Annotated in this window: 14 protein-coding genes and 5 tRNA genes; all 19 read left to right on the forward strand. The window is 32.7% G+C overall.

Annotated features, from left to right (window positions below):
• Positions 1 to 34: 34 nt before the first annotated feature.
• The 19 genes from ACFQ1U_RS13420 to rplK all read left to right on the forward strand — a co-directional run bounded on the left by ACFQ1U_RS13420 (position 35) and on the right by rplK (position 12,389).
• The gene (locus ACFQ1U_RS13420) at positions 35 to 262 is read left to right on the forward strand and encodes a PspC domain-containing protein (RefSeq protein WP_386109243.1); all 228 of its coding nucleotides are present in this window, start codon (positions 35 to 37) and stop codon (positions 260 to 262) included.
• Positions 262 to 1,263: a potassium channel family protein gene (locus tag ACFQ1U_RS13425; protein ID WP_386109245.1), complete on the forward strand. Its 1,002-nt coding sequence runs from the start codon at positions 262 to 264 to the stop codon at positions 1,261 to 1,263. The genes ACFQ1U_RS13420 and ACFQ1U_RS13425 overlap by 1 nt, the downstream gene beginning before the upstream one ends.
• On the forward strand, positions 1,263 to 2,162 hold the full coding sequence (locus ACFQ1U_RS13430; RefSeq protein WP_386109246.1) for an SDR family oxidoreductase: 900 nt from the start codon (positions 1,263 to 1,265) through the stop codon (positions 2,160 to 2,162). The genes ACFQ1U_RS13425 and ACFQ1U_RS13430 overlap by 1 nt, the downstream gene beginning before the upstream one ends.
• An 89-nt stretch (positions 2,163 to 2,251) precedes the next feature.
• Positions 2,252 to 3,865 (forward strand): alanine/glycine:cation symporter family protein, encoded by a 1,614-nt coding sequence (locus ACFQ1U_RS13435; protein WP_386109248.1) that lies wholly within the window; start codon positions 2,252 to 2,254, stop codon positions 3,863 to 3,865.
• An 11-nt stretch (positions 3,866 to 3,876) separates the two neighbouring features.
• On the forward strand, positions 3,877 to 4,755 hold the full coding sequence (locus ACFQ1U_RS13440) for a ComEA family DNA-binding protein (RefSeq protein WP_386109250.1): 879 nt from the start codon (positions 3,877 to 3,879) through the stop codon (positions 4,753 to 4,755).
• A gap of 23 nt (positions 4,756 to 4,778) precedes the next feature.
• Positions 4,779 to 5,945, forward strand: coding sequence for an acyl-CoA dehydrogenase family protein (locus ACFQ1U_RS13445; protein WP_386109252.1), 1,167 nt, complete (start codon positions 4,779 to 4,781; stop codon positions 5,943 to 5,945).
• A gap of 218 nt (positions 5,946 to 6,163) precedes the next feature.
• Positions 6,164 to 7,549, forward strand: coding sequence for an alpha-amylase (locus ACFQ1U_RS13450; RefSeq protein ID WP_386109254.1), 1,386 nt, complete (start codon positions 6,164 to 6,166; stop codon positions 7,547 to 7,549).
• Between the two features lie 209 nt (positions 7,550 to 7,758).
• Complete coding sequence (rpsU, locus tag ACFQ1U_RS13455) at positions 7,759 to 7,956, forward strand: 30S ribosomal protein S21 (RefSeq protein ID WP_386109256.1); 198 nt, start codon at positions 7,759 to 7,761, stop codon at positions 7,954 to 7,956.
• Positions 7,957 to 8,047: 91 nt separating this feature from the next.
• Positions 8,048 to 8,941: a tyrosine-type recombinase/integrase gene (locus ACFQ1U_RS13460; protein WP_386109258.1), complete on the forward strand. Its 894-nt coding sequence runs from the start codon at positions 8,048 to 8,050 to the stop codon at positions 8,939 to 8,941.
• Between the two features lie 3 nt (positions 8,942 to 8,944).
• Complete coding sequence (locus tag ACFQ1U_RS13465; protein ID WP_386109260.1) at positions 8,945 to 9,253, forward strand: HPF/RaiA family ribosome-associated protein; 309 nt, start codon at positions 8,945 to 8,947, stop codon at positions 9,251 to 9,253.
• A 99-nt stretch (positions 9,254 to 9,352) separates the two neighbouring features.
• Positions 9,353 to 9,426: transfer RNA gene (locus tag ACFQ1U_RS13470), tRNA-Thr, on the forward strand.
• A 38-nt stretch (positions 9,427 to 9,464) separates the two neighbouring features.
• Positions 9,465 to 9,547 (forward strand) — tRNA-Tyr (locus tag ACFQ1U_RS13475).
• Positions 9,548 to 9,564: 17 nt separating this feature from the next.
• Positions 9,565 to 9,637 (forward strand) — tRNA-Gly (locus tag ACFQ1U_RS13480).
• 14 nt (positions 9,638 to 9,651) lie between these two features.
• Positions 9,652 to 9,724 (forward strand) — tRNA-Thr (locus tag ACFQ1U_RS13485).
• A 70-nt stretch (positions 9,725 to 9,794) separates the two neighbouring features.
• The gene (gene tuf / locus ACFQ1U_RS13490) at positions 9,795 to 10,982 is read left to right on the forward strand and encodes an elongation factor Tu (protein WP_386109262.1); all 1,188 of its coding nucleotides are present in this window, start codon (positions 9,795 to 9,797) and stop codon (positions 10,980 to 10,982) included.
• Positions 10,983 to 11,048: 66 nt separating this feature from the next.
• Positions 11,049 to 11,121: transfer RNA gene (locus ACFQ1U_RS13495), tRNA-Trp, on the forward strand.
• 14 nt (positions 11,122 to 11,135) lie between these two features.
• Positions 11,136 to 11,327, forward strand: coding sequence for a preprotein translocase subunit SecE (gene secE, locus ACFQ1U_RS13500; RefSeq protein WP_386109264.1), 192 nt, complete (start codon positions 11,136 to 11,138; stop codon positions 11,325 to 11,327).
• Positions 11,328 to 11,329: 2 nt separating this feature from the next.
• Positions 11,330 to 11,878 carry a transcription termination/antitermination protein NusG gene (gene nusG, locus ACFQ1U_RS13505; RefSeq protein ID WP_386109307.1) on the forward strand — a complete coding sequence of 183 codons (549 nt, stop codon included), beginning with the start codon at positions 11,330 to 11,332 and terminating at the stop codon, positions 11,876 to 11,878.
• A 70-nt stretch (positions 11,879 to 11,948) separates the two neighbouring features.
• A complete protein-coding gene (gene rplK / locus ACFQ1U_RS13510; RefSeq protein WP_386109266.1) occupies positions 11,949 to 12,389 on the forward strand; it encodes a 50S ribosomal protein L11 in 441 nt (146 codons plus the stop codon).
• Positions 12,390 to 12,405: the final 16 nt, after the last annotated feature.

Below are 12,405 nucleotides of genomic sequence, written 5' to 3' on the forward strand. Positions count from 1 at the left end.
TATAAAATAGTATCTTGCCTATTAAATAAGAAATATGAAGTTAATAAATTCTGTACGACATTTTTTTGAGCGCTACGGCTTTAATGTATCTTCTCGGTTTGCAGATCGTTTAGGAATGCGAGCCGTGAATGTTAGATTGTTTTTTATTTACATATCATTTGTAACCATAGGTTTATCGTTTGGTTTATACTTAACCTTAGCGTTTTTATTACGTTTAAAAGATATGATTTATACAAAACGAACCTCAGTTTTTGATTTATAATGAACCTTATTTTACAATCTAGATTATATAAAGCTATTTTTTTTACTGGCCTTACTTTATTTATAGGTATTGGTGGCTACATGTTTATATTTAATTATAGTTTTGTAGATGCTTTATATATGACAGTAATTACCATTACTACCGTTGGTTTTGGAGAAGTGCATCCATTTACTGTTCAAGAAAAGATATTTACTATTGGCTTAATTTTATCAAGTTTATTTACGTTTGGTTATGCAGTATCTTCTTTTTCTGAATATTTAATCAGTGGCCAGTTTTTTCATCAACTTAAAATTAGAAAAGTGCAAAAACAAATAGAACAACTTAATGGGCATATCATTGTTTGTGGTTTTGGAAGAAACGGAAAGCAAGCCTTAAAAAAACTTAAAACATATAACAGACAAGTAGTTGTTGTTGAAAAAAACAAAGAACTAATTAAAAAGTTAGATGCAGATAGGGTTTTGAATGTTGAAGGAGATGCTACATCTGATGATGTTTTATTAAAAGCAGGAATAGAAAATGCAAAATATTTAATAACTGCCCTAGCGTCTGATGCTGATAATTTATTTGTAGTATTAACGGCTAGTCAACTAAATAAAAACTGTAAAATCATAAGTAGAGCTTCTAAAGAGAGTTCATATAAAAAGTTAAAGTTTGCGGGGGCTGATAATGTAATTATGCCAGATAAACTTGGAGGTGCTCATATGGCTTCATTAGTGGTTACTCCTGATGTTATAGAATTTGTTGATAGACTTACTATAGCAGGAGATACTACTACAAACTTAGAAGAAATAGCGGTAAATGATTTGCCTAAAGAATATTTAAATAAAACTATTTTAGATTTAGACTTACGTCGTCAAACAGGTTGCACAGTAATTGGGTTTAAAAACTCAGAACAAGATTATATTATTAATCCTGAAGCTTCCGTAAAACTTACCAAAGACTGTAATTTAATTGTATTAGGTAGGCCAGAGCAAATTAATAAACTCAGAGAGATTTTTTAATGAAAAAAATAGTAATAACAGGTAGCAACGGTTTACTAGGACAATCGTTGTTAGATTTATTAGTGCCCAACTCAAATTACCAGGTCACGGCCATTTCAAGAGGAGAAAATAGATATCCAATTTCAGAAGGATACTCATATCATTCAATAGAGTTGACAAATAAAGCTCAGCTTACAGAAATTATTACTACCGTAGCTCCAGATTACATTATCAACACAGCAGCGATGACTAATGTAGATGCATGTGAAGATAATAAAGAGGAATGTTATGAAATTAATGTTAGTTTAGTTGAAAATTTGATTAACATCTCTGAAAAAATCAACGCTCATTTAATTCATATTTCCACAGATTTTATTTTTGATGGTAATTCTGGTCCATATTCAGAAGACGCTCAACCTAATCCATTAAGTTATTATGGAGAAACTAAACTTCTTTCAGAACAACGGTTGCTCAAATCAAACATTAAATTCACCATACTTAGAACAATTTTAGTTTACGGTAAAGTTCATGATATGAGTAGAAATAACATTGTTTTATGGGTGAAAAAAATGTTAGAAGATAAAAAGGAGATAACTATTGTTGATGACCAATACAGAATGCCTACTTATGTGGAAGATTTAGCCTTGGCTTGTAAGCAAGCAATAGATTTAAATGAAACAGGCGTTTTTAATGTATCATCTAATACACTACTAAGCATTTATGAAATAGCGTATCAAATAGCAAGTGTTTTTAATTTAGATGCAAGCTATATAAAACCAATACCCACTTCAATATTAAATCAAAAAGCTAAAAGACCGCCCAAAACAGGTTTCATTTTAGATAAAACTACAGAAGTTTTGCAATTGAAATTCAATTCTTTTAAAGAAGATTTACATAGATTTAAAGAAAAACTAACCTAAAATTCAGTTTTAACGACCAAAATTTGGTCAAAGGACAGTTTTTTAAGATATTGCGCTGAACTAATTCAAAAATTATCAAAAACACTATTATGAACAAAAAGCTACTTACGTTGCTGTTTACTATAGCACCGATGCTGACTTTCGCGGAAAGTACTACAGATAAAATTGATGCTATTTTTAAAGATTATACAGGATGGTTTGTAAACGCCATTTTTTATGAAATTCCATTTTCAGAAAGTTTTCAAATCCCTTGGGTATTAATAGTTTTAGTAGGTGGTGCATTATATTTTACCTTTTACTTTAAGTTTATCAATTTTGCAGGATTTGGAACTGCAATTCAAGTTGTAAGAGGTAAATATGAAGATATTGAAAAGCATGGAGTAGATGCTTTATATGGAGATCAAACTCCAGGAGGTGATATCTTAGAAACTATTAAAGACGAATCTGCCGATGGTGAAGTTTCTCACTTTCAGGCTTTAACAGCAGCATTGTCTGCAACCGTAGGTTTAGGTAACATAGCAGGTGTTGCTGTAGCATTATCTATTGGTGGTCCAGGAGCAACTTTTTGGATGATTTTAGCTGGTTTATTAGGTATGGCTTCTAAGTTTGCAGAATGTACTTTAGGAGTAAAGTATAGAGATGTAGGTGAAGATGGAACTGTTTACGGAGGACCAATGTATTACTTAACTAAAGGTTTAAAAGAAAAAGGAGCTGGTAAGTTTGGTAAAGTATTAGCCATTTTATTTGCAATTTTCGTAATTGGAGGTTCTTTTGGAGGGGGAAACATGTTCCAAGCTAACCAAGCAGCAGCTCAGTTTACTAAATTATTTGATTTAACAAGCCCAAATGCAGGTTTATATTTTGGTATAGTAATGGCTGTTTTAGTAGCCGTTGTTATTATTGGAGGTATTAAAAGAATTGCTTCTGTTACAGAAAAAGTAGTGCCTTTTATGGCCGGTATTTATGTGTTAGCAGCAGTAATTATTTTATTCGCTAATTTTACGTTAATTGATGATGCTTTTGGTTTAATATTTAAGGGAGCTTTCTCTGGTTTAGGTATTGCAGGAGGATTAATTGGTGTAATGATACAAGGTGTTAGACGTGGTGCATTTTCAAATGAAGCAGGTGTGGGTTCTGCTGCCATTGCTCACTCTGCAGTAAGAACAAAATATCCGGCATCAGAAGGTATAGTTGCTCTACTAGAGCCATTTGTAGATACTGTTGTTATTTGTACAATGACAGCTTTAGTAATTATTATTACTAATTTTGATGGTCAGTTTATGGAGTATGGAGTTGAAATTAAAGAAGGAGTTGAGTTAACGGCTGTTGCTTTTGATTCAGTGATTCCACATTTCTCTGTTGTATTAACCATCGCGGTTATCTTATTTGCTTTTTCTACCATGATTTCTTGGTCATATTACGGAATGCAAGGATGGAAGTTCTTATTTGGAAAAGGAAAGATTACTGATTTAGTGTATAAATTATTATTCTTAATCTTTGTGGTGGTTGGTGCTTCTATTAGTTTAGGTGCTGTAATTGACTTCTCAGATGCCATGATTTTTGCAATGGTAGTTCCTAACATTATTGGAGTAGTAATGTTATCGCCAGTAATTAAAAAGGAGTTAACAAAATACATGAATGCAATTAATAAGAAAGAAGAAGCTATAGAAGATGGCGCTATCGATGTTAATGAGCATATGTAAGATATAAAACTATGAAACAATTTAAATCCCATTTCTGGTACTCTAAAAGTCAAAGAAATGGGATTTTCTTTTTATTAGTATTTATAGTCTTATTTCAAACGGTCTATTTTTTTGTCGATTTTTCATCTAATGAAAAGATAAATTATAATTCTACAGAAGTCCAATACATCAATAAAAAACTTGATAGTTTATACGAGGTAGCTCAACTAGAACGTACTCCAAAAATATATCCTTTTAACCCCAATTTTATAACAGATTATAAAGGATACAAATTAGGCATGACTACAGAAGAAATTGATAGGCTGCATGTTTTTCGTTCACATAATAAATATGTTAATACCGCCAAAGAATTTCAAAAAGTAACATTAGTAAATGATAGTTTACTTAATGCATTAAAGCCCTATTTTAAATTTCCTAAATGGATTACATCGAATAGAAGTTTTTCTAATAAGACTAAAGCAAACACTTCTATTGATAAAACAACCATTTCTACTACTGATCTTAATTTAGCAACGGTTACTGATTTAAAAACTATAACAGGAGTTGGTGATAAATTAGCGAATAGAATTGTGAATTATAAAAAAAAGATACAAGGCTACACTTTTAATAGTCAACTTAAGGAGGTTTGGGGGATAAAACAAGATGTTGTTCAAAACGTTTTAAAAGTATTTTCAATACATCAAAAACCAGCTGTTTTTAAAATCAATCTAAATACGGCTACATTCAAACAGGTACTTCAAAATCCATATGTTAATTACGAACTTTGTAAGAAGATTTTTGATTACAGAGATGAAGTTGCAGAATTGCAAGATATTTCTGAATTAAAGAATATTGAAGGATTTCCAATAGAAAAATACGATAGAATAATCTTATATTTGGAAACCAAATAAACAAACAACAACTGATTTAACCTATGAATAGCTTATATTTTACCGAAGAGCATGAGGCTTTTCGTCAAAGTTTTAGAGATTTTTTACAAAAAGAAGTAGTTCCGCACATTGAAAAATGGGAAGAAACTGGCACCATAGAAAGATTTATATGGAAAAAGTTTGGAGAAATGGGATACTTCGGATTAAACCAACCAGAAGAATACGGTGGGTTGAATTTAGATTTATTTTACACTGTTATTTTTTTAGAAGAATTACAACGCATTAATTCTGGAGGTTTTGCTGCAGCTATGTGGGCTCATACTTATTTAGCAATGACTCATGTAAACAAAGAAGGAGATGAAAGAATTAAAAAAGAATATTTAACAGCAAGTATAGAAGGAGATAAAATTGGTTGCTTATGCATAACAGAGCCTTTTGGAGGAAGTGATGTAGCAGGAATGCGAACTACTGCTGTGAAAAAAGGAGATACTTATGTGTTAAACGGATCTAAAACGTTTATTACTAATGGTGTCTATTCAGATTATTTAATAGTAGCAGCAAAAACAAACCCTGAGGATAAGCATAGAGGTATGAGTATTTTTATGGTTGATAGAGATACTCCTGGTATTTCATCAACCAAGTTAAGTAAGCTTGGGTGGAGAGCATCAGATACCGGAGAGATTGCTTTTGATAACGTTGTTATTCCTGCTGAAAACTTAATGGGAGAAGAAGGAAAAGGTTTTTCTTACATTATGCAGCATTTTGCTTTAGAGCGTTTAATAATGGGAGTTAATGCTCATGCTAGAGCAGAATATGCCTTAGAATATGCTCTACAATACATGAATGATAGAGAAGCTTTTGGAAAAAAGATAAATGAGTTCCAAGCATTAAGACATAAGGTGGCTGAAATGGCTTCTAAAGTAGATATGTGTAAAGAGTATAACTATTCAATTACAAAAAGATTGAATGATGGAACATATGTTGTAAAAGAAGCAAGTATGAGTAAATTATTGTCTACTAAAATAGCTGATGAGGTAATATATGATGCTTTACAGTTATTAGGAGGTTATGGTTACATGGAAGAATATCCATTAGCAAGAATGTTTAGAGATAGTAGATTAGGACCTATAGGAGGAGGTACATCTGAAATACTTAAAGAAATTATTGCTAAAATGGTTATTGATAAAAAAGAATATAAACCAGCAACATAATACAGGTAAAATACTTTATAATATTTTAAAAAGATCGCAGTAAATGCGATCTTTTTATTTTTAATAATATTGAGATATTTGTTTTGTTATAATCTTAAATTTTAATCCGATTTTTTAAAAATATGGCAAGTTGTTAACACGAAATCGTTTTCGTAACTACATCGATTTCGTTTTTTCTATATCAATCGCTAACTTTCAGAAAACAAACAAATTATATTATGAAGACCCCGAGTAAATTTTTAAAACTAAGTAGTTTATTGCTACTCTTGTATTTTGGATACTCTTGTTCTAATGAGCAAGAAACAATTCAGGATAATCAATTAATAGAAACAAAAGAACAGCAAGTTGCTAGGCCAGGGTTAAAGCCTATTGGTTCTGGTGTTATGATGCAGGCTTTTTATTGGGATGTTCCTGCAGGAGGGAATTGGTGGCAAACAATTCAAGGTAAAGTACAATCTTGGAGTAATTCAGGTATTGATGCTATATGGCTACCACCTGTTTCTAAGGCACAGAATGGACCTTTTTCAATGGGGTATGATCCTTTTGATTATTTTGATTTTGGAGATTATAATCAAATGGGTAGTGTAGAAACAAGATTTGGTTCTAAAACAGAATTACAAAGTTTAATTAGTGCTGCGCATGGAGCACAATTAAGTGTTATTGCAGATATTGTAATTAATCATAATAGCGGAGGAGATCTAGAACCTAATCCTTATACAGGAAATCCTTACTATACAGATTTTAATCCGTTGTCAGGTAAGTTTTATAGAAGTGCAAGTGACTTTCATCCCAATGCAAATTGTTATAGTGATTCAGGAACCTTTGGAGGTTTTCCAGATTTAAGTCACTGCCAACCATATGTGCAAGATTGGTTATGGAAAAAATCAAATAGTGTAGCCAAATATTATAAAAATGTAATGGGATTTGATGGTTGGCGATTTGATTATGTAAAAGGCTTCGAGCCATGGGTTGTGAAAGAGTGGAACAATGCTGTTGGAGGTTTTTCTGTTGGTGAATATTGGGATGGTAATGCCGCTACTTTAGATTGGTGGTCAGGAGCAGCACAATCCTCTGCTTTTGATTTTGCCTGCTATTACAGAATGAGAGATGCATTTGAAGGTAATAATTTAAATAGATTAAATGATGATATGTTATGGAAAAGAAATTCTATGAAAGCAGTAACATTCGTTGCAAATCATGATACGGATGAAATTGTAAACGGTAAACTGTTAGCATATGCTTATATTTTAACTCATGAAGGTTACCCAACCATATTTTATAGAGATTATGAAGAATGGTTAAGTAAGAGTAAGTTGAACAATTTAATTTGGATTCATAACAACTTAGCATCAGGTAGTACCAATATATTATATACCGACAATGATGAATATGTAGCAAAAAGAAATGGTTATAATTCATCAGGTTTAATTGTTTATATAAATAATTCAAATTCTTGGCAAGAAAGATGGGTAGAAACCAATTGGGCTAATACTAGAATAAAAGATTATACAGGTAATTCTAATTGGGAGCCAGTTACCCAAGGCGGTAAATGGGTAAAAATTCATGTACCACCTAAAAGTTATAGTGTTTGGGCGCCTAAATAGAATACAATAATCCCCACTCTATAAAGTCTGGTAACGTAACTGTTGTCAGGCTTTTATTTATGAAGAAAAATAAATAGCTAAAATTATTTTATATTGAATAAGTTTGTATATTTGCAATCCTAAAATTTAAAATAATTAGTTAATAAATACTAAATCAGTTATTTATTATATAAAATACAGAAAATACAGATGAAAGGAGGTGCAAAAACATGTTAATTATTCCAGTAAAAGAAGGTGAGAATATCGATAGAGCGTTAAAACGTTATAAACGTAAATTTGATCGTACAAAAACAATGAGACAATTACGTGGTCGTAAGCAATTCACTAAACCATCTGTAGCGAAAAGAGCTCAAAGAATAAAAGCCTCTTACGTTCAAAGATTAAGAACACAAGAAGAATTAGGGTAACCTAATGATTCTATTCATAAAAAAAACCTACAACCTTGTTGTAGGTTTTTTTTATGGTTATTTTGTATTTTTGATGATATAAATAAAAGTTATGAGTGTTTTTTTACAACAATTTTTAGATTACCTATCGTTAGAAAAACAATACTCTAAACATACCATTTTAGCCTACAAAACAGATCTTATTCTTTTTTCAGATTTTTGTGAATTAACCTTCAGCCAGTCAGATATAGAGAATGTTCACTATAATCAAATACGAAGTTGGATTGTAACTATGGTTGATCAAGGATTAAGTAACAGAACAATTAATAGAAAGATAACCTCTTTAAAAACGTTTTACAAATTTCTTCAAAAGGTAGAGGTAATAACTGTAAACCCACTTCAAAAACATAAATCACTTAAAACTACCAAAAAAATACAAACACCATTTTCTCAAAAAGAAGTGATGGAGGTTTTAAATGTTTTTGAAGAAAATAATTTTGAGTCTGTTAGAAACAAATTAGTTATTGAGCTGTTATATACAACAGGTATTCGAAGAGATGAATTAATTAATATTCAACAAGATGCAATTAGTTTTACAGATAAAAGTTTCAAAGTACTTGGGAAAAGAAATAAAGAAAGGGTTTTGCCATTACTTCCATCTGTAATTATAACATTAAAAAAATATCTTAATTTAAAGCAAGAAATACCTTCGCAGGCATCAGAATTATTGATTACAAGTAAGGGAACGAAAATATACGAAACACTTGTTTACCGAATAATAAATTTGTACTTTAGTCATGTGTCGTCAAAAGAAAAAAAGAGTCCACATATTCTAAGGCACACATTTGCAACTCATTTACTAAATGAAGGTGCAGATTTAAACTCGGTTAAAGAATTACTAGGGCATTCAAGTTTAGCCTCTACTCAAGTTTATACACACAATAACTTGAGTCAAATTAAAAAAGTGTTTAACAAGGCTCATCCTAGGAGCCAAAAAAACGATTAAACTATGAAGGTATACACACAATCGGTAAACTTTAAAGCAGATGGAGATTTAATTAAATTCATCGAAAAAAAAGTAGGAGGGTTAGAGAAATTTCACGACAAAATTGTTGATGCTGAAGTGTTTTTAAAAGTTCAAAAAACAAGTGACAAAGAAAACAAAATCACAGAAATTAAAATTAATGTTCCGGGTGATGAAATGATTGTTAAAAAAGTTACCAAAACCTTCGAAGAAGGTGTAAGCGTGGGAGTTGAGTCTTTAAAAAGGCAATTAAGGAAATCTAAAGAGAAACATCGAGATTCTTTAGTGTCGTAAAAAGATTAAAAAATATTTAAAAAAAGTTTTAGAAATTAAAAATTACTTTTTACATTTGCAGTCCGTTAGAAATAGCGGATTGTTTTTTTGTAAACAAAAGCCGATATAGCTCAGCTGGCTAGAGCAGCTGATTTGTAATCAGCAGGTCGTGGGTTCGAGTCCCTCTATCGGCTCAAAAGAACAAAGGTTCATTAAAATAATTAAAGTTTCCGGGGAGATTCCAGAGCGGCCAAATGGGACGGACTGTAACTCCGTTGTCTTTCGACTTCGCAGGTTCGAATCCTGCTCTCCCCACAAAACTTTAAAATATTGCGGGAGTAGCTCAGTTGGTAGAGCGTCAGCCTTCCAAGCTGAATGTCGCCGGTTCGAACCCGGTCTCCCGCTCTAAACAAACTGTTGCCGACATAGCTCAGTTGGTAGAGCGCATCCTTGGTAGGGATGAGGTCACGGGTTCAAATCCCGTTGTTGGCTCTATTTTAGAGTTTATTTAAGAATTAAAATAACACTAAATATATTTAACTAAGAATTAAAATTTATAATCATGGCAAAAGGAACTTATGATCGTTCGAAACCACACTTAAATGTTGGTACTATCGGGCACGTAGATCACGGTAAAACTACTTTAACAGCTGCTATTACTAAAGTATTAGCTGATGCAGGATACTCTGAGCAGAGAGCTTTCGATCAAATTGATAATGCTCCTGAAGAAAAAGAAAGAGGTATTACAATTAACTCTTCTCACGTTGAGTATGCTACAGCTAACCGTCACTATGCACACGTTGACTGTCCAGGTCACGCCGATTATGTAAAGAACATGGTAACTGGTGCTGCACAAATGGATGGTGCTATCTTAGTAGTTGCTGCTACAGATGGTCCAATGCCACAAACTCGTGAGCACATCTTATTAGGTCGTCAGGTAGGTATTCCTCGTATCGTTGTTTTCTTAAACAAAGTTGATATGGTTGACGATGAAGAGTTATTAGAGTTAGTAGAAATGGAAGTTAGAGATTTATTATCTTTCTATGAGTATGATGGAGATAATGGTCCTGTAGTTATGGGTTCTGCTTTAGGTGCTTTAAATGGTGAAGAAAAGTGGGTAAATACAGTTTTAGAATTAATGGAAGCTGTTGATACTTGGATTGAAGAGCCACCAAGAGATACTGAAAAAGATTTCTTAATGCCAATCGAAGATGTATTCTCTATTACTGGTCGTGGTACTGTTGCTACTGGTCGTATTGAAACTGGTATCATCAACTCTGGTGATCCTGTAGAAATCATCGGTATGGGTTCTGAGAAGTTAACTTCTACAGTAACTGGTATTGAAATGTTCCGTCAAATCTTAGATAGAGGAGAGGCTGGAGATAACGCAGGTATCTTATTAAGAGGTATTGCAAAAGAAGATATTAAGAGAGGAATGGTAATCTGTAAGCCAGGTTCTGTTACTCCACACGCTAAATTTAAAGCTGAGGTTTATATCTTAAAGAAAGAAGAAGGTGGACGTCACACTCCATTCCACAACAACTACCGTCCACAGTTCTACGTACGTACAACTGACGTAACTGGTAACATTAACTTACCTGATGGAGTTGAAATGGTAATGCCAGGAGATAACTTAACAATTACTGTTGATTTAATCCAGCCTATCGCATTAAACGTAGGTTTACAATTCGCTATCCGTGAAGGAGGTAGAACTGTAGGAGCAGGTCAGGTAACTGAAATTTTAGACTAATTACTAGTTTAAAGATATAAAATAAGGTGTCTCGACGCTATTTCGAGACACCTTTTAAAATGAATTACGGGTTTAGCTCAGTTGGTAGAGCACTGGTCTCCAAAACCAGGTGTCGGGAGTTCGAGTCTCTCAACCCGTGCAAATTTTTTTATAATGAGCAACTTTATACAATATATCAAAGATTCTTTTGAAGAGTTAAGTACTAACATGACTTGGATTTCTCGTGAAGAGGCTCAAAAGTCTACAGTGGTTGTAGCAGTGTTTACAATAGTATTTGCTTTAGCAGTAGCTGCTATCGATAAGGTTTTTCAAACAGGATTAGATAATTTCTTTAAATCTTTTTAATGATGGCTGATTCGGTGATGAAATGGTATGTTGTGAGAGCAATTGGAGGTCAAGAGAATAAAGTTAAAAACTACATTGAAACGGAAATCTCAAGATTAGGTTTATCTGATTATGTTAACCAAGTAATTGTTCCTACAGAGAAAGTTGTTCAAGTTAGAAATGGGAAAAAAATTAACCGAGAAAGAGTATACTTTCCCGGTTATGTTATGATTGAAGCAAACCTTGCTGGAGAGGTACCTCACGTAATTAAGTCAGTTACCGGTGTAATTGGTTTTTTAGGTGAAACTAAGGGTGGTGATCCAGTACCAATGCGCAAATCAGAAGTTAACAGAATGTTAGGTAAGGTAGATGAATTATCTGTAAAAGATGAAAACGTAGCAATACCTTACTCTGTAGGAGAAACAATCAAAGTAGTAGATGGTCCATTTAACGGATTTGACGGTACTATAGAGAGAGTTAATGAAGAGAAACGTAAGTTAGAAGTAATGGTTAAGATTTTTGGAAGAAAGACACCATTAGAGTTAAGTTACATGCAAGTAGAGAAAATATAATTGTTACACCTATATATTTTATAGAAAATGTGTTTCGCTTCCAAACAAACACATTATTAAATTTTAAACAATGGCAAAAGAAGTAAGTAAGTTAGTTAAACTACAAGTTAGGGGAGGTGCTGCGAATCCATCGCCACCAGTTGGACCCGCTTTAGGTGCTGCCGGTGTTAACATCATGGAGTTCTGTAAGCAATTTAATGCACGTACACAGGACAAACAAGGTAAAGTTTTACCAGTTGTTATTACTGTTTATACAGACAAATCATTTGAGTTTGTTGTAAAAACACCACCAGCTGCAGTACAATTACTAGAAGCGGCCAAAATTAAAAAAGGTTCAGGAGAGCCAAATAGAAAAAAAGTAGCAAGCGTTACTTGGGATCAGATTAGAACAATTGCAGAAGATAAGATGGCAGATTTAAATGCCTTCAAAGTAGAATCTGCAATGAGAATGATCGCTGGTACAGCTCGCTCTATGGGATTAACAGTAACAGGTGATGCTCCTTCAGAGTAAACTTAAAGCAATTTAG

This window comes from Tenacibaculum geojense (genome assembly GCF_042676005.1).
GTDB classification, from domain to species: domain Bacteria; phylum Bacteroidota; class Bacteroidia; order Flavobacteriales; family Flavobacteriaceae; genus Polaribacter; species Polaribacter geojense.

Coding starts and splice junctions, on each gene's coding strand:
- ACFQ1U_RS13465 (WP_386109260.1), top strand. CDS start 8,945: ATGAAGGTATACACACAATCGGTAAACTTTAAAGCAGATGGAGATTTA.
- ACFQ1U_RS13425 (WP_386109245.1), top strand. CDS start 262: ATGAACCTTATTTTACAATCTAGATTATATAAAGCTATTTTTTTTACT.
- tuf (WP_386109262.1), top strand. CDS start 9,795: ATGGCAAAAGGAACTTATGATCGTTCGAAACCACACTTAAATGTTGGT.
- nusG (WP_386109307.1), top strand. CDS start 11,330: ATGGCTGATTCGGTGATGAAATGGTATGTTGTGAGAGCAATTGGAGGT.
- ACFQ1U_RS13430 (WP_386109246.1), top strand. CDS start 1,263: ATGAAAAAAATAGTAATAACAGGTAGCAACGGTTTACTAGGACAATCG.
- ACFQ1U_RS13420 (WP_386109243.1), top strand. CDS start 35: ATGAAGTTAATAAATTCTGTACGACATTTTTTTGAGCGCTACGGCTTT.
- rplK (WP_386109266.1), top strand. CDS start 11,949: ATGGCAAAAGAAGTAAGTAAGTTAGTTAAACTACAAGTTAGGGGAGGT.
- ACFQ1U_RS13435 (WP_386109248.1), top strand. CDS start 2,252: ATGAACAAAAAGCTACTTACGTTGCTGTTTACTATAGCACCGATGCTG.
- ACFQ1U_RS13450 (WP_386109254.1), top strand. CDS start 6,164: ATGAAGACCCCGAGTAAATTTTTAAAACTAAGTAGTTTATTGCTACTC.
- ACFQ1U_RS13460 (WP_386109258.1), top strand. CDS start 8,048: ATGAGTGTTTTTTTACAACAATTTTTAGATTACCTATCGTTAGAAAAA.
- rpsU (WP_386109256.1), top strand. CDS start 7,759: ATGTTAATTATTCCAGTAAAAGAAGGTGAGAATATCGATAGAGCGTTA.
- secE (WP_386109264.1), top strand. CDS start 11,136: ATGAGCAACTTTATACAATATATCAAAGATTCTTTTGAAGAGTTAAGT.
- ACFQ1U_RS13440 (WP_386109250.1), top strand. CDS start 3,877: ATGAAACAATTTAAATCCCATTTCTGGTACTCTAAAAGTCAAAGAAAT.
- ACFQ1U_RS13445 (WP_386109252.1), top strand. CDS start 4,779: ATGAATAGCTTATATTTTACCGAAGAGCATGAGGCTTTTCGTCAAAGT.